We start from the raw sequence: 16,237 nt of genomic DNA, 5'->3' as shown, positions 1-16,237 counted from the left end.
CCTCCTTACAGCATGTTTTTGGATTTGAGGAAATCACGCGCCACCTGCTGCGGCGACTGGTGATCGATATCGACACGCTTGTTCATCTCGGTGATGGCTTCATCGGTGATCAGCGGCGACAGCGCATTCAGCGCGGCCTCAAGGCCAGGATGGCTTTCCAGCACATCCTGACGCACTACCGGCGTGACGTTGTAACTTGGGAAGAAGTGCTTATCATCCTCCAGTACTTTCAAATCAAAGCCTTTTACCCGGCCATCGGTGGTGTAAATCAGTCCGGCGTCAACAAAGCCGTCGCGCACCGCGTTATACACCAGGCCGGGGTCCATCTGACGTATCTGCGGGCGATCCAGCGGCATGTTGTAAGCTTTCTGCAGCGGTTTCAGACCATCCGAGCGGCCGGCAAATTCCAGATCGAGACCGAGTTTCCAGTTGTGATCCGGATCGGTGTTGCGTACCTGTTCCAGCTTCGCCACCAGCTGCGACATGGTGCTGATGCCTTCGGCGTCAGCGCGCTGGCGCTGCATGGCAAACGCGTAGGTGTTGTTCATCGGGGCAGGATTGAGCCAAACCAGTCCCAGCTTCGCGTCCAGCTGTTTAACGGTTTTGTACGCCTCTTCGGACGACATCGGCTTGTTGATATGGTTGAAAATAATCAGCGAGGTGCCGGTATATTCCCACGTCATATCAATCTGCTTGTTGATCATCGCGTTACGCCCGATGGTGGTGGCGATGTTGGTTTTCGGGATGACCTGAAAACCTTTCTTTTGCAGCCACATCACCGTCATGGCAGACAGGATATGTTGCTCGGTAAAACTTTTGGTCGCCATCACGATGGGCGTGGCGGCGAGCGCGCTGTGACTGAGGGTTAAGGTGGCGGTCAGGACCAGCGCGGTGCGTTTGACCCAGCGCGCCAGCAGATTAGCAGTGGCCATAATTACATGCTCCGGGTTAAGCCGCAGAGTGCGGGCTGAGGACGCGTCCCAATGCTGCCAGCAGCATGTCGAGGATCAGGGCAAACAGGGCGGTGGCCACTGCGCCGAGGATCAGCGTCGGGAAGTCGTTGAGATAAATACCGGGGAAAATCAGCTCGCCGTAGCTGCTGGCACCAATTAAAAAGGCCAGCGGCGCGGTGCCGACGTTAATCGCGGTCGCGATGCGTACCCCGGCGAGGATCACCGGCAGCGCATTCGGCAGTTCAACCCGGCGCAGCCGCTGCAGTTTGGTCATGCCGATACCGTTGGCGGCTTCAATCAGCGACGGCGGCACCGCGCTCAGACCGGCATAGGTGTTGCGCACAATCGGCAGCAGCGAGGCGAGGAACAAGGCGATCAGCGCCGGGCGATCGCCAATGCCGACAATCACCATCGCCAGCGCCAGCACAGCCAGCGGTGGCAGCGTGTTACCGACGTTGAAGATTTGCATCACATATTCAGCCCAGCGACGGGCGAAGGGACGGCTGAGCAAAATCCCGCTCGGGATGCCAACCAGTAAAGCGCATAACATCGACCAGAACACTAAGTACAGGTGTTGCTGCCCAAGGTAGAGTAAATCCACCTTGCGGTCGCGCAGCGTATCCAGCCCTAATCCCCACACCAGCAGGGCTATCACCACCACGATGGCGAGCAGTGCCAGCCCGGCACGTCGGGCGAGCGATGCATTGTGCATAGCGTGCGTCTCCCTGATTGAAAAAATCGATTGATTTTATGACGTTATTTTCAGCGTACCGGCGTTATGCGGTGCAATACACAGACGAAAATCCAGCACGCTGTCAAATTGCAGTTAAAATGACTGTTTCCCGGCTTTTTCACAGTGAAAAACCAGAAACTGCCTTTAGAGCTATAGCAACGCTTGATGATCATTGCCAGTTTTCACGGCAAAATCAGGTAGATACAAAAGCGGTAAAACTAAGCGAAACCCGCATGAAATAAGGTGTCGCTCTACAATAAAAAAATTTCATCAAGATAGGTGACATTGTCACAAGCAGGCGCACACAGAGGAAACTGAGTCGGCGAAATTTCGACTAGCCTTGTAAGAAAAAGGGAGACGTATGACTGAAAGCGCACAAATACAAACGGAACATCGCCACTGGATTCTGATTGCCTGCATGCTGGCGATGTTTATGGCTGCCATTGAGGTCACCATTGTGGCCACGGCCATGCCAACCATCATTGCCGATCTTGGCGGTTTCGCGCAGTTTGGCTGGGTGTTTTCTATTTATCTGCTGACGCAGGCGGTGAGCGTCCCGTTGTATGGCAGACTGGCGGATATCTGGGGCCGCAAACGATTATTTTTCATCGGCGTAACGCTGTTTTTGCTGGGCTCGGTGCTATGCGGTTTTGCCCATAGTATGACGTGGCTGATTGTGTTTCGTGCCTTTCAGGGACTGGGTGCCGGGGCGATTATGCCGCTGACCACCACCATCGTGGCGGACATTTATTCGCCGCGCGAGCGCGCCAGCGTGCAGGGCTGGCTCTCCAGCGTCTGGGGTGTCGCGGCCGTCATCGGTCCGCTCAGCGGCGCCTGGCTGGTTCAGCACTTTAACTGGTCGGTGATTTTCTGGGTAAACGTGCCGATTGGTCTGCTCTCAATGCTGCTGCTGGCGCGTTTTCTGCCGGCGCGCGAACAGCATCAGGGCGCAACGCTGAATCTGACCGGCAGCTGCTGGTTGATGATCAGCGTCACCGCACTGCTGGTGGCGCTGCTACAGGCGGAAGCGCTGGGGTTCTGGCTGGTGCCGTTTCTGGCGCTGGCGCTGCTGGCCGGCTGGCGGCTGAAACATCACGAGCAGCGCGCCGATGCGCCGCTGTTTCCGCTGGCGCTGTGGCGCAGCCGCCTGATTGTGGCCGGCAATGCCGGGAACCTGATTATCGGGGCCACCATGATGGGCATCAGCGCGTTTCTGCCGACGTGGATTCAGGGCATTACTGGCGGCACGCCGCTGCAGGCGGGCAGCGCGCTGGCGATGATGTCAATTGGCTGGCCGCTGGCCAGTACGCTCAGCGGGCGCCTGATGCTGATCACCTCGTATCGCTTTACCGCGCAGCTCGGCGCGTTTTTACTGATTGCCGGCAGCGCGCTGCTACTGCTGCTGCGCGCCGACAGCAGCATCATGCAGGCCGGGCTGACGGCGTTTGTTATTGGCACCGGGATGGGCATGACCAGCACCACCTTTCTGGTGTCGGTACAAAATCATGCGCACTATGAAATTCGCGGCATCTGCACCGCCTCGATCATGTTCAGCCGAATGCTGGGTTCAGCCATCGGCACCGCGATAATGGGCGCGGTGCTCAATCTCAACCTGTCGTTGCGGCTGCCGCAGGCCAGCGATCCGATGCAGAAAATTATGGCACCGGAGAGCCGTCAGGCGCTGCCGCAGGAGCAGTTACACTTCTGGACCGGACAGATTGCCAGTTCGCTGCACTGGGTATTTGTGGTGGCATTGCTGATTGCGCTGCTGACGTTGTGGATTGCGTGGCTGATGCCGCGTCAGCGGCCGGAAGCGGAATAAAGCAGGGCGGCCGACCAGCCGCCCGAAGGGATTACTGTGCGGGAGCATCCTGCGAGCTGCCCGCGCTGTCCGGCACGCTGCTATCCGCATCGCGACCGTTTTTCTTGTAAACGATTTTCTGCGTGTCGTTTTCACAGTGGCCAACGACCTGACCGCCTGCCTGATCAACCTGATCGTTCGGCACGATATCCAGCGTAAAATCCGATTCCGCCACGCCATTGTTGATGATCTTTTTGCTGATGTCGGCGCGCACGCTTTCGCAGGACGCCTGCACCGCCAGCGGTAACGCCAGCGCCATTAGCAACACAACTGCATTACGTTTTTTCATCACTCACTCCTTGTTGCGTCATTCCCGTGAAAACTATAGCAGCTGGCGCGCATTACGGCGCCAGCGGACGGCCGGTGCGGCGATCGAGGCAGCGCAGGGTGTTCGGTTCCCAGTACGCATTAACGTTGTAGCTTTTTTCGCACGCGTCGCGGGTATCAAAGGCCCGGTCTGCCTTGTCGAACTCTTTCTCCACGCGGGTATTCACCTTGTTACGCAGGTTGCGCGTATCGTTCCACTGCTCTTTGCTCTGACGCGCCGCCTCGTTGCTGGCCGCGTTGTTGCCATCTTCAATAATCAGGCGATCCGTCTTAGCGACAGCCAGCGGCGCAGTCAGCATCACGCTGGCGGTCAGCGTGGTAGCGAGCAGGGCGGAAAACAGTTTTTTCATCGTCATTTCCTTTCGTTAACTCCAGCACAGCGCGCAGGGCGGCTGTCACAACACTGTCTGCCAGTATATCATCGCTGCTTCTTTGCTCACCAGCGGTGAGCGGTTTGTTTAACGATCAGAGAGACTTTGTATGCTGGTGAAAACCGCGCTGCTGTTTTTTATCACTGCGATTGCCGAGATCACCGGCTGTTTTCTGCCGTGGCTGTGGCTGAAGCGCGGCATGAGCGCCTGGCTATTGTTACCGGCCGCAGCCAGCCTGGCGCTGTTTGTCTGGCTGCTGACCCTGCATCCGGCAGCCAGCGGCCGGGTATATGCGGCTTATGGCGGCGTGTATGTGTTAACGGCGCTGATCTGGCTGCGGCTGGTCGATGGCGTCAAACTGAGTGCGTGGGATTGGGTGGGTGCGCTGGTGGCGTTCAGCGGCATGCTGATTATCGTTATCGGCTGGGGCAAGGCCTGAACCGGCCGCGCAGGGCGACCCGACGGGCCGCCACGCGCAGCTTGCTTATTCTTTAAACACTTTCAATCCGGCGGTGGTTTGCGTCACCGGCATGATTTCCAGCGTATTGATGTTGACGTGCTTCGGCAGCGTGGTCACCCAATAGACCGCTTCCGTCACGTCTTCCGCCGTCAGCGCGGTGGTGCCTTCGTACACCGCATCGGCGCGGCCATCGTCACCTTTGAAGCGCACGTTCGAAAACTCGGTGCCGCCCACCAGGCCAGGCTCGATATCGGTGACGCGCAGCGCGGTGCCGTGCAGGTCGGTGCGCAGGTTGAGGCTGAACTGGCGCACAAACGCCTTGGTTGCCCCGTACACGTTGCCGCCGGCGTACGGCCAGCTGCCGGCTATCGAGCCAATGTTGACGATGTGACCGACGTTGCGCTCTACCATGGCAGGCAGCACGGCGCGCGTCATATACACCAGCCCTTTGTTGTTGGTGTCGATCATATTTTCCCAGTCTTCAACGCTGGCTTTATGCGCCGGTTCGACGCCCAGCGCCAGCCCGGCATTATTAACCAGCACATCGATATCACGCCATTCGGCGGGCAGGGCGGCGATGGCTTCTTCGATAGCCGCGCGGTTACGCACATCCAGCTGCACGGTGTACAGGTTGTCGCCCAGTTCCTGTTTTAATTCCTGCAAACGCTCAGCACGGCGTCCGCTGGCGATCACTTTGTGACCTGTAGCAATGAAGCGGCGGGTGATACTTTGACCAAAACCGGCGGTCGCACCGGTAACAAAAATAATCATCTCACTGTTCCTTATACGATTTCAGGTTCTCTGCCACACCTTAGCATTAACCCCGCAGCGGCGCTCATGAAAAGCGTGAGCGGCGTGTTGCAGAATCTTTCCTGCACGGTTGCGGTGCAGCCCTGCACCATGAGCGTGCCCGATCAGGCACCTTTTCCCGGCGTAAAACGCCAGCGCAATGCGCAAGGGTAAAACCACGAACAGGCAATCGGTTACGCATACGATTGCCTGCAATTTTTGCGACGATAATCGCGCTGAAATTGGGTATTTATCTGAATTTAAAGTGATTGTTGGGTGGGCTTGCCTGGCATGCGGTTTGCAATATCTTTGCTATATCTATCTGAAACCTGCATTACACCCCTGAAGGAAGCGTCATGTCTGACTCTGTTGTAACCCGTCTGCGCGCCAGTTTTTTTGATTTCCCCGCGCTGGCCGACCAGCCCGATGGCCTCGCCGACCGGGCGCGCTATATTGAAGATGGTCTGCTGACGCTGCGCGACGGCAAAGTGGTGAGTCTGGAGCGCTGGCAGCCGGCACATCAATACCTGGAATCAACGCAGGTGATCGATCTGCGCGGCAAGCTGATCCTGCCGGGGTTTGTGGATACCCATATTCACTATCCGCAGACCGAAATGATCGGCGCGTTCGGTGAACAGCTGCTGGAGTGGCTCAATCAGTACACTTTTCCGGTCGAGAGCCAGTACCACTGTGCGGCGCACGCGGCGCGCATGTCAGCGTTTTTCCTGCAACAGCTGCTGGCCAACGGCACCACGACTGCGCTGGTGTTTGGTACGGTGCATCCGCAATCGGTAGACGCGCTGTTCAGCGCCGCCGAACAGCTGGAGATGCGGCTGATCGCCGGCAAGGTAATGATGGATCGTCACGCACCGCCGGAACTGACCGAAACGCCGGCGCAAAGTTATCAGCAGACGCGTGAGCTGATTCAGCGCTGGCACCAGCGCGGGCGTCTCGGTTATGCGCTGACGCCGCGCTTTGCGCCGACCTCATCGCCGCAGTTGCTGGAGAAAGTGCAGCAGCTGAAAAACGAGTTTCCCGATACCTGGCTGCATACCCATCTCAGCGAAAATCAGCAGGAGATCGCCTGGGTAAAAACGCTGTTTCCCGCCCATGACGGCTATCTTGATGTGTACCACCAGCATCAGCTCACCGGCAAACGCAGCGTATTTGCCCACTGCCTGCATCTGGAGGATCGCGAATGGCAGTGCCTGCACGACACCGACTCGGCGATGGCCTTCTGTCCTACCTCCAACCTGTTCCTCGGCAGCGGGCTGTTCAATCTTAAACGCCGCTGGCAGCAGCGCGTGCGCATGGGCATGGGCACCGATGTCGGCGCCGGCACCACCTTCAATATGCTGCAGACGCTGGGTGAGGCCTATAAGGTGGGGCAGCTGCAGCAGTACAAACTCAGTGCCGCAGAAGCGATTTACCACGCCACGCTGGGCGGCGCCCATGCGCTGGATCTTGATGACAAAATCGGCAACTTCAACCCCGGTAAAGAGGCGGATTTTGTGGTGATCGATCCTGCCGTCTCTCCGCTGCAGCAGCTGCGCATGGCCAACAGCGACGATATCCATCAGCGTTTGTTTGTCCTGATGACGCTCGGTGATGACCGTAACATCGCGCAAACCTGGGTCAACGGTAAGTGCGTGTGGCAGCGGGAAAGCCATACGCACGCGCAAGGTTGTTGCCAGGCGACGAAACTGCCAGGATAAAAGCATCCCGCCGCAGGTGGCTGCGGCGTTGCTGATTATCAGGAGCGATAATGACTTCACGTGCCAATCCGTTTTTTAACGTCAGCCCGTTGCCGTACCAGACACCGCCGTTTGATCTGATCGACGAAGCGCATTTCCTGCCGGCGCTGGAAGCCGGAATCGCCGAAAAGCGCCAGGAAGTGGCGGCCATCGCCAGCAACCCCGAGCCGGCAACCTTTGCCAATACCTATGAAGCGCTGGAGCGCAGCGGTAGCCTGCTAAATCGCGTGTACCCCGTTTTTGCCGCGATGACCTCAGCCAATACCAGCGAGCGGCTCCAGCAGGTTGACGAGCTGATCACCCCGCAGCTGACGGCGCTCAATGACGAAATCTACCTTAACCCGGCGCTGTTTGCGCGGCTCGACAGCGTGTATCAGCAGCGCGGTTCGCAGTGCCCGGATGCCGAAGCGATGCGTCTGGTGGAAGTCACCTGGCAACGCTTTCAGCTGGCCGGCGCCAGCCTGAGTGAGAGCGATAAAGCGCAACTGCGCGCCTGTAATCAGGAGCTGGCCAGTCTGGGCACGCGTTTCGGTAACCGGCTGCTGGCGGCAACTAACGCCGCCGCTTATACCGTCAGCAGCGCGGCGGCGCTGGACGGCCTGTCGCCGGCGGCGCTGGCACAGGCGAAGGACGCCGCTGAGGCGCGCGGGCTGCACGACGCATGGCTAATCCCTCTGCAAAATACCACCCAGCAGCCGGTGCTGCAGTCGCTGACGGTGCGCGCCACGCGCGAAGCGCTGTTTCAGCAGGCGCTGACGCGCAGCGAGCAGGGTGACGACAACGACACGCGCGCCATCGTGTCGCGCATGGCGCAACTGCGTGCGCAGCAGGCCAGTCTGCTGGGCTTCGACAGCTTCGCAGCATGGAGCCTGCAGGATCAGATGGCGAAAACGCCGGAAGCCGCCCAGTCCTTTATGCGCAACATCGTGCCCGCCGCGACGGCGCGCGCCGGGCGAGAAGCGGCGGATATTCAGCAGCTGATCGCCGACCAAAACCACAGCTTCCCGCTGCGCGCCTGGGACTGGAATTACTACGCGGAGCAGGTACGCACCGCGCAATACGCGCTGGACGAAGGGCAAATCCGCCCCTATTTTGAGCTCAACACTGTACTGGAAAAGGGCGTGTTCTGGTGTGCCAGCCAGCTGTATGGCATTCGATTTGAACAGCGCCACGATCTGCCGGTCTACCATCCGGACGTCAATGTTTATGAGATTTTCGATGCCGACGGTGCACCGTTAGCGCTGTTCTACACCGATTTCTTCACGCGGGATAACAAGAGCGGTGGCGCATGGATGGGCAATTTCGTCGACCAGTCGACGCTGCTGGAAAGCCGGCCGGTGATTTACAACGTCTGCAATTACAGCAAGCCGCAGCCCGGTCAGCCGGCACTGCTCAGCTGGGATGAGGTGATCACGCTTTTCCATGAGTTTGGCCACACGCTGCACGGCCTGTTCGCCACCCAGCGCTATGCCAGCCTGTCCGGCACCGCCACACCGCGTGATTTTGTCGAGTTTCCGTCGCAAATCAACGAACACTGGGCCAGTCAGGATCAGGTGTTTGCCCACTATGCACGTCATTATCAGACCGGTGAAGCGATGCCCGCTGCGCTGCGCGACAAAATGGTGCGCGCCGCGAAATTCAACAAAGGCTATGACATGACCGAACTGCTGGCGGCGGCACTGCTTGATTTGCAGTGGCACTCGCTGTCACCGCACGATAATCCGCAGGATGTCAGCCATTTTGAGCAGCAGGCGCTCGCGGCGGAGAATATTGCCCTGAGTGCCGTGCCGCCGCGCTATCGCTCCAGCTACTTCCGTCATATCTGGGGTGGCGGCTATGCGGCCGGGTATTACGCCTATATCTGGACGCAGATGCTGGCCGACGATGGTTATCAGGCGTTTGTCGAGCGGGGCGGTCTGACGCGCGAAAATGGTCAGCGCTTCCGTGAGCAGATTCTGTCGCGCGGTAACAGCAGCGATCTGCAGCATCTGTGGCTGGCCTGGCGCGGTAAAGCGCCGGACATCGGGCCGATGCTGAAACACCGCGGCCTCGACGAGGCGTAACGCGCCGTAACCGAAGGGCCAGCCAGCGGTGCAGCTGGCTGGCCTGCACGCTTATCCCAGCGGACCGCCTTCAATGGTGTCACACATGCCGGCCAGCACGCGCTCGCCGGTTTCCTCTTTCAGTCCGGCATACCATTCCGCGGTGACCGCCGCATCTTTGGCGTGGGTGACATCACAACGCTTGCGCGCTTTCAGCACCAAATCACGGGTGCGCCCGACGCGCCGCGCCTCATAGCGCAGCAGGCCGTCCTCAATGCCCAGCGAATGTGCAGTCAGGGTTTGCGCCAGTACCACCGCATCTTCCATGGCCGCACAGCCGCCCTGACCGATATCCGGCGTGGTGCTGTGTGCCGCATCCCCGAGCAGCGCCACGCGCCCTCTGACAAAGCGACTGAAGGGTTCGATATCATGAATCTCCACGCGATTGGTGGTTTGTGCGTCAATGCTGGCGATCAGCCGCTGGACCGGTTCGGCCCAGCCGGCAAAATAGCCGCGCAGATCGTCTTTCACCGTTGCGCGATCCTGCGCCAGCCCTTTCGGCAGCGGGACATCAAAGAAAAAGTAGAAGCGGTTACCGCTCACCGGCATCAGCGAGACGCGCTTGCCCTCGCCAACAAACGTGGTCCACTGATCGGCGGGCGCGATGCTCTCATCGATGGTGACCAGGCCATTCCAGTTAACGTAGCCTGCGTAGCGACGCTCGACGTGTTCGCCCAGCACGTGATGGCGAATCACCGAGTGGGTGCCGTCGGCGGCCACCATAAAATCCCCTTCAGCCTGGCTGCCGTCATCAAACCAGGCGGTCACGCCGCTGGCATGCTGCTCCACCCGCACAACGCGTTTGCCAAAGCGGATGCGTTCGCGGCCGTAGCTGTCGATCAGCAGCGTCTGTAACTCTGCGCGTGCGACCGGATAAGGATACTCGCCGACCTGCTGCACCAGCGGTGACAAACTGAAGCGGGTCAGGGTGCTGCCGCTGTGGCCATCGTTGTAAGCCATAAACGCCATATTGCCGCCGAGCGCGCGCAGCTGTGCCTTGAGACCCAGCGCATTGAGGCACTTCACACCGTTAGGCCAGATAGAGATGGCCGCGCCGACCGGTTTCATCTCTTTCACCGCTTCATACACTGCGGTGCTGAAACCCGCTTTTTCCAGCGCCAGCGCCGCGCTCATGCCGCCGATACCCGCTCCAATCACAATCGCTTTCATTACCGTCTCCTTTACTGTGCAACCTAAGCCCTGCAACTTTTGTACCATCTTGCAGTGCCAGGGTGATGATGAGTTAAGTTATTGAAAATAATGATTTCTATTCTGGTTGGGTCAGACGCTGCTTCAGCAATGGGCGCAGATGCTGCACCTTAACAGGGCATCATCAGGCGGAAGGTGAACCAAAGGTTTCACGCTGGCAATCATCCGGCCAGCGTTCATACTCTCTACATCCATCCTGCGAGGACTGAATGATGAAATGGATAATGATGTTATGGCTGCTGGGCAGCCTGAGCGCAGCGGCGCAAACGCCGTGGCAGCCGGAGAGAAAAGGGGATTTGCCGCAGCTCACGCCGGTAGCAGCGAAGTGTGATGTCTCTTCCTGTCAGCAGAACTGTTACGTGCAGCAATCGCAGTGCAAGAATGACAACGGCGGCGGCTGTGGCTCGCTGGCGCAAATTTGCGTACAAAACTGTGCCAGCCAGTGCCGCTAGAGCGTTTACGGATCGTCTTTGATACGGCGATCGATGGCGAAGGGAGCGGAGATCGCTGTGGCAATCAGCGCGGCCGCGGCCGGGTGATCGGGGTTAAACAGCGCATTATCTTCGCCGGTGAGGATGCTGGGCACCGTCATCAGCAGGGGAAAGCCGTTGTGCGGATCGAGAAACGCCGCGCCGATGGCCTGCGTCTCCTCCTGCTGCTGATATTTTTCCCAGCCGGCCGGCAGTTTACTGCTGTCGAGGGCGATGATGTCGGACTCCGGTACCGCCACGGTAAACACCACAAAGCGGCTTTGCTCCAGCAGCGTTTTCCCGGCGTGCACCACCAGTTCCAGCGTCGCCAGCGCTTTAGAGCTGCTGAGGTAAACCGCTTTCATCCCGGGCGGATTCCAGCGGCCACCCCATTTTTCTGCGCCAGCACCGTTAAACGCCTGGCTGGCGTACTCCGCTTTGACAATACGATAGAACACCCTGACGGGTGCGGCCGGATCCTTCCGTCGTGTCATCAGACAATCACTCCGTGCTCCAGGCGGCCAATCAGCGTCAGCACCGCGTCGCAGCCGGCGGGCGTACTGAGCATGTTAATCGGCTGCGCGTTGTCGAGCGCCAGCGCGGGCTGATACATCCAGTGCATCGCCACTTCCGGATCGCCAGCGAACAGCTGAATCACCGCATCCAGCACTTCAAACACCTGATAGATGCGTGCGCCCTGTTCGACCGAGAGCTGCGATCCGGACTTCTCGCGGCGCCGGTAGGTGTTGCGGTCAATCGAGACCATTTGCGCGATGTCGATCGGCGTCGCTTTCAGAATTGTGGCGGCGCGTTCGACAATGCCGACATCCATGCCGTCGGTGATCAACTTATGCGCCTTAAGCCGGTTACGCGGCAGCCCCATCTGATCCATAAAAGAGGGGCGGGCGTGCTGAATCAGCGACGGATCAAAGATGCGCGATCCGCTGGTGGGATTAAAAGCCGATGCGGTGGACATCACAACCTCCTGATAATGTTCATGTGAACATTTTTATGCATCAAGTGTACAGCATTTGCCCGCCGGTGTCATGGTTTGTTCACGCCGCACCGCCATTAACTGGCGGTGCGCCAGATGTCGCTCATCGCCAGCTCAAGTTTTTTAAACAGCCGGTAGCGTGTGTCATGGAACGCGAAGCGCGCCGCGCGGGGCTGCAGCGCCTCCGGCGTAAGCGTGACCGCCTGCTGCACGGCGGCAGCCAGATTCGGCCACTGACCCACGCCCACGCCCGCACACAGGGCCGCGCCCAGCGCCCCGGTTTCGTGGCAGGTTGCGACGCGAATCGGCATCCCCAGCACATCCGCAAACATTTGCGGCCAGACACTGCTGCGCGTCGCGCCGCCGGAGAGCGTGGCCTGGTTGACCGTAATGCCGGCCGCGCGCAGCCGGTCAATGTGCGCCCGGTGGGCAAAGGTCACGCCTTCAAACAGGGCAAACAGCATGTCAGCGCGCGTATGCCAGCCGCCGAGACCGTAAAAGCCGGCTTTAGCGGGTTCGGCTTTCCGCCCTGAGTAGAGGTAAGGGTGATACAGCGGCAGCTGCGCGTCAGGCCTGACCTGTGCCACGCTGTCGCTGCTGCGCGCCGCGCCCTGGCCGGCGCGGCCATCATCAAATTCACGCAGGAACCAGTCAAGATTGGCGGCAGAAGTGGCGCTGGCCTCGATCGCCATGTAGCGGTCGCGTTCGATGATCGAATTCATAAACACCGGGCGCAGATAATCAGGTTTGTCGACCACCACCTGATTGATGCTCCAGGTACCGGCGACAATGGAGGCCTCACCGCAGTTCACTACGCCCGAGCCGACCGCGCTGGCAACCACGTCAAACATGCCGGCCACCACCGGGATGCCAGCGGGTAAACCGGTGAGCTGTGCCGCGCGGGCCGAGACCACGCCGGTGACCTCGCAGGATTCACGCAGCGGTGGCAGCAGGGCGAGCGCCTCTTCGATGCCATACAGCGCCAGCAATTCGCCACTGTAGCCGCGCTGGCGGTAATCAATCAGCCCGGCACCGGCGGCATCCGAATAGTCCGCGCTGACGTTGCCGCACAGAAAATGGGCGATGACATCTTTGGCACACAGCAGATGGCCGATCTGCGCCCAGCGTTCCGGCTGATGCTGACGCATCCAGCTGATCAGCACCGGCGTTGCGGCGGGCCACGGTTTCTGCAATGACAGCGCGTAAATCTGCTGCGCCGCACCGCTGGATTCCAGCGCCTGCACCGTGGCGCTGGCGCGATGATCAATCGACTGGATGCCAAACAGCGGGCGCTGCTGACGATCCAGCGCATACAACCCGTTGCCGTGTCCGGCGGCCCCGATGGCAATCACTTCGCTGCCACGCGTGCCGGCTTGCTGCAGGCAGCGACTCACCGCGTTGCTGACGCCGCGCCAGATATCTTCAACTGGCCGTTCAGCATAGCCTTCCTGCGGCTGATGCGTTTCGCCGGCGCACTCCGCTACCGACAGCACGCGGCCGCTCAGGTCAAACAGTACCGCTTTGATCATGGTGTTTCCGGCATCGATGCCGAGAATCTGGCTCATATCCGACTCCGTTTCAGGCGAAGACGGCGCACCGCTTAAGCGCCGGTGCAGGTCACGCTTAACCCTGCTGGTAGATGTCCAGCGCATCCGTGCCGCTGACACCCTGATGAATAATCGCCATCAGCGCGCTGACCACGCGTGACGGATTATCATGTTGATAAACGTTGCGGCCATACACCATGCCGCTGGCACCCTGCGCCATCAGCGCGGCGCTTTTCGCCAGCACCGCGCCCAATTCCCCTTTGCCGCCGCCGCGCACCAGCGTCGGACAGCGCGCCGCCTCCACCACGCGATGGAAATCCTCTACGTTGTCCGTGGGGTCGGCTTTAATGATGTCGGCGCCCAGCTCCCGCGCCAGACGCACCAGCGGCACGATTTGTCTGACGTCACCGAGCGAGCCGTACGCCGCGCCCTGGCCGGCGGGGGCCATCACCAGCGGCTCCACCATCAGCGGCATGGCATAGCGATCGCAGGCCTGGCGCAGGCGGCCAATGTTCTCCACGCACATGCGAAAAATGCCCGGTTCATCCGGGATCTGGTAGAGATTGACCACCACGGCGGCGGCATCCATCTGCAGCGCGGCAAGAATTGGTGCCTCCGGATTGTGCAGCACCGCCCACATCTCGCGGTGGCGCGCCGCGTTATAAGCATTGCCGACGTCGGTGCGCATCACCAGCGCCGGTTTGCGCCCGGCAACGCGCTGCAGCAGATCGGCCTGACCATAATTGACCTGGATCGCATCCGGCTGTGCGGCAATCAGGTTGCGCATCACGCTTTCAATATCTTCCAGCCCCAGCAGAAAATCGGGCTCGTTGGCGATGCCGTGATCGATCGCCACATCCAGGCACTTGCCGTGGTGAAATAACCGGTTGAGGCGAACTTTAGGGGTGAGTGACATCCTGAACTTCCTCCTGTGAAAACGCGGATGCGAGTGCGTGCAGCCCATGGCGCTGCGCCAGGCTGATTGCGGTGTGCTGCAAATGTTCAGCGCGCTGGCTGTCCTGCCAGCCGAGCGAGTCGGCCAGCAGCTGCGAAATTTCCTGCATGAGCGGCGGCGTTAATTCACCGCAGATAGCCAGCGACGTACGGCGCACCAGCACATCTTCCAGCTGGCACACCTGTTCATGCTCAATCAGATAGCGCAGTTCGGTGGCGCTGTAACCGGCATGATGCTGCAGCGGCTGTTCGCCGTGCTGCTGAATCTGCTGCAGCAGCGGCAGGGCCCGGCTGCCGTAGCGTTTCACCAGTTGCGTCACGCGCACCAGCGGAAGGTCATAGTGCTGCGCCAGCGCACTGAGCCAGGCGGGCTGGGCGGACGGCGCCGGAAAATCCCGGCCGCCGCCAATCGGCAGGTCGCTGCTGGAGACGCGACGCTTTTCTCCCAGCAGGCGCAACACGCGGTCGGCGGCCTCTTCCCCGAAGCGGCGGAAGGTGGTCCATTTACCGCCGACCAGACATAGCGTGCTCCAGGCACGCGCGTGGTCAGGCGGCAGCAGCACCAGCGAGTGGTTACGCGAAATCTGACCATTCACTTTGGCCTCGCTGGCCGGCAGCGGGCGCACGCCGCAGAAGGTGTAAACCACTGCGGATGCTGGCACCACAATGTCAGGAAATACAAAGCGCAGCGACTCAAGAATGTAAGCCTGCTCTTCGGCTTCGCACACCACGCCCTCAGGGTCATCAACGCGGATATCGGTGGAGCCCACCAGCACTTTGCCGAACCAGGGAAACATAATGCACACCCGGCCTTCCTGATTTTCGAAATAGACCATTTCACCGTCCAGCATCTGTAACAGCTGGGGATGATCGAGGATCAGATGCGATCCTTTGGTGCCGCCTATCAGTCTGGTCGGTTGTGAATGCACGGCCAGCTGCTGATTCAGCTGGTCGATCCACGCGCCGCCGGCATTCACCAGCACGTGCGGCTGCAGGCTAAAGCGCTCACCGCTCAGCGTATCTTCCAGCAGCACCGTCTCGTCGCTGGCGCTGACCACCCGCAGATAATTGAGCGCCAGCGCCTCCGGGCAGGCGCGTTCCGCATCTTCAATCAACTCAAACCCGAGTCGCTCCGGCGCGCTGATCCACGCATCGTAGTAGCTGGCGCTGTATTTCACCCAGGGCGCGAAGCCAGGCCAGCGATCGCGCGTGGCGGCTTCGTTACGCAGCTGGTGGCGCGGCATAGCGCCATACTGTCGCGTGTAGAGGTCGTACAGGCTCAGGCCGGTTTTGATCAGCAGCGCGCCGCGCCGGGTGGGCTTATCGCTCAGGCGCAGGAAACGTCGCGTGGCGTTAACCAGTCCACCGCCGAGATTATCGATCGGTACGGTAGTACGCAGCGGAAACACATAGTGCGCGGCGTTTTTCAGCAGGCGATCGCGCTCCATCACCGACTCCTTCACCAGGCCAAACTCGCCGGTCTCCAGATAGCGCAGGCCGCCGTGAATCATGCGCGACAGCGCGCCGCTGGCCGCCTGGCACCAGTCACCTTTCTCCACCAGCACCGCAGGAATGCCCTGTAATGCCAGCTCACGAAAAGTACTGATGCCGTTGATGCCGCCGCCGACGATCAGCACCGGCAGCGAACTGCGCGCGCGCAGGCGGCTAAGCCGTTGTTCGCGGGTCAAAACCTGTTCCATTGTCAGCTCCTTG

General features: G+C 60.0%; 17 protein-coding genes. 6 read left to right on the top strand and 11 right to left on the bottom strand.

The window, feature by feature from the left end; all coding sequences use genetic code 11:
* Positions 1–5: 5 nt before the first annotated feature.
* Both AC6I8P_RS09650 and AC6I8P_RS09645 read right to left on the bottom strand, forming a co-directional pair.
* The gene (locus AC6I8P_RS09650; protein WP_058774696.1) at positions 6–932 is read right to left on the bottom strand and encodes a glycine betaine ABC transporter substrate-binding protein; all 927 of its coding nucleotides are present in this window, start codon (positions 930–932) and stop codon (positions 6–8) included.
* A 16-nt stretch (positions 933–948) separates the two neighbouring features.
* Complete coding sequence (locus tag AC6I8P_RS09645) at positions 949–1,665, bottom strand: ABC transporter permease (protein WP_021506071.1); 717 nt, start codon at positions 1,663–1,665, stop codon at positions 949–951.
* A gap of 38 nt (positions 1,666–1,703) precedes the next feature.
* Here AC6I8P_RS09645 and AC6I8P_RS09640 point away from each other — a divergent pair, with 38 nt between their 5' ends.
* Together AC6I8P_RS09640 and AC6I8P_RS09635 are read left to right on the top strand one after the other, a co-directional pair.
* Positions 1,704–1,928 (top strand): hypothetical protein, encoded by a 225-nt coding sequence (locus tag AC6I8P_RS09640; protein WP_459745354.1) that lies wholly within the window; start codon positions 1,704–1,706, stop codon positions 1,926–1,928.
* Positions 1,929–2,047: 119 nt separating this feature from the next.
* Entirely contained in the window at positions 2,048–3,508 is a 1,461-nt protein-coding gene (locus AC6I8P_RS09635; protein ID WP_058774695.1) for an MDR family MFS transporter, read from the top strand.
* Positions 3,509–3,539: 31 nt separating this feature from the next.
* Here AC6I8P_RS09635 and AC6I8P_RS09630 read toward each other — a convergent pair whose 3' ends face one another.
* Positions 3,540–3,836 carry a DUF1161 domain-containing protein gene (locus AC6I8P_RS09630; RefSeq protein WP_058769782.1) on the bottom strand — a complete coding sequence of 99 codons (297 nt, stop codon included), beginning with the start codon at positions 3,834–3,836 and terminating at the stop codon, positions 3,540–3,542.
* A gap of 52 nt (positions 3,837–3,888) precedes the next feature.
* On the bottom strand, positions 3,889–4,224 hold the full coding sequence (locus AC6I8P_RS09625) for a DUF1283 family protein (RefSeq protein ID WP_058758533.1): 336 nt from the start codon (positions 4,222–4,224) through the stop codon (positions 3,889–3,891).
* Between the two features lie 133 nt (positions 4,225–4,357).
* Here AC6I8P_RS09625 and AC6I8P_RS09620 point away from each other — a divergent pair, with 133 nt between their 5' ends.
* A complete protein-coding gene (locus tag AC6I8P_RS09620) occupies positions 4,358–4,684 on the top strand; it encodes a YnfA family protein (RefSeq protein WP_031279118.1) in 327 nt (108 codons plus the stop codon).
* Positions 4,685–4,729: 45 nt separating this feature from the next.
* Here AC6I8P_RS09620 and ydfG read toward each other — a convergent pair whose 3' ends face one another.
* Entirely contained in the window at positions 4,730–5,476 is a 747-nt protein-coding gene (gene ydfG, locus AC6I8P_RS09615; RefSeq protein WP_058774694.1) for a bifunctional NADP-dependent 3-hydroxy acid dehydrogenase/3-hydroxypropionate dehydrogenase YdfG, read from the bottom strand.
* 374 nt (positions 5,477–5,850) lie between these two features.
* Here ydfG and guaD point away from each other — a divergent pair, with 374 nt between their 5' ends.
* Positions 5,851–7,209, top strand: a complete 1,359-nt coding sequence (gene guaD / locus AC6I8P_RS09610; RefSeq protein ID WP_058774693.1) for a guanine deaminase — start codon at positions 5,851–5,853, stop codon at positions 7,207–7,209.
* Between the two features lie 50 nt (positions 7,210–7,259).
* Positions 7,260–9,311, top strand: a complete 2,052-nt coding sequence (dcp, locus tag AC6I8P_RS09605; RefSeq protein WP_215800113.1) for a peptidyl-dipeptidase Dcp — start codon at positions 7,260–7,262, stop codon at positions 9,309–9,311.
* A gap of 51 nt (positions 9,312–9,362) precedes the next feature.
* Here dcp and hpxO read toward each other — a convergent pair whose 3' ends face one another.
* Positions 9,363–10,520 (bottom strand): FAD-dependent urate hydroxylase HpxO, encoded by a 1,158-nt coding sequence (gene hpxO, locus AC6I8P_RS09600; protein WP_498030560.1) that lies wholly within the window; start codon positions 10,518–10,520, stop codon positions 9,363–9,365.
* A 248-nt stretch (positions 10,521–10,768) separates the two neighbouring features.
* Between hpxO and AC6I8P_RS09595 the strand changes: the two genes are divergently transcribed.
* Positions 10,769–11,011 carry a hypothetical protein gene (locus AC6I8P_RS09595; protein WP_369974293.1) on the top strand — a complete coding sequence of 81 codons (243 nt, stop codon included), beginning with the start codon at positions 10,769–10,771 and terminating at the stop codon, positions 11,009–11,011.
* A 5-nt stretch (positions 11,012–11,016) separates the two neighbouring features.
* Here AC6I8P_RS09595 and AC6I8P_RS09590 read toward each other — a convergent pair whose 3' ends face one another.
* The 5 genes from AC6I8P_RS09590 to AC6I8P_RS09570 form a co-directional block, all read right to left on the bottom strand.
* A complete protein-coding gene (locus AC6I8P_RS09590; protein WP_282954105.1) occupies positions 11,017–11,523 on the bottom strand; it encodes an RES family NAD+ phosphorylase in 507 nt (168 codons plus the stop codon).
* Positions 11,523–12,005, bottom strand: a complete 483-nt coding sequence (locus AC6I8P_RS09585; protein ID WP_021506062.1) for an Xre family toxin-antitoxin system antitoxin — start codon at positions 12,003–12,005, stop codon at positions 11,523–11,525. Before AC6I8P_RS09585 ends, AC6I8P_RS09590 begins: the two co-directional genes overlap by 1 nt.
* A 95-nt stretch (positions 12,006–12,100) precedes the next feature.
* Entirely contained in the window at positions 12,101–13,588 is a 1,488-nt protein-coding gene (locus tag AC6I8P_RS09580; RefSeq protein ID WP_282954104.1) for an FGGY-family carbohydrate kinase, read from the bottom strand.
* A gap of 58 nt (positions 13,589–13,646) precedes the next feature.
* Positions 13,647–14,486, bottom strand: coding sequence for a class I fructose-bisphosphate aldolase (locus AC6I8P_RS09575; RefSeq protein WP_498031148.1), 840 nt, complete (start codon positions 14,484–14,486; stop codon positions 13,647–13,649).
* Positions 14,470–16,224 carry a glycerol-3-phosphate dehydrogenase/oxidase gene (locus AC6I8P_RS09570; RefSeq protein WP_498031147.1) on the bottom strand — a complete coding sequence of 585 codons (1,755 nt, stop codon included), beginning with the start codon at positions 16,222–16,224 and terminating at the stop codon, positions 14,470–14,472. The genes AC6I8P_RS09575 and AC6I8P_RS09570 overlap by 17 nt, the downstream gene beginning before the upstream one ends.
* Positions 16,225–16,237: the final 13 nt, after the last annotated feature.

This window comes from gamma proteobacterium symbiont of Lampromicra miyakona (genome assembly GCF_059730895.1).
Note: the sequence above shows the minus strand (reverse complement) of the source record. Positions and strands in the feature narration are given on the sequence as shown.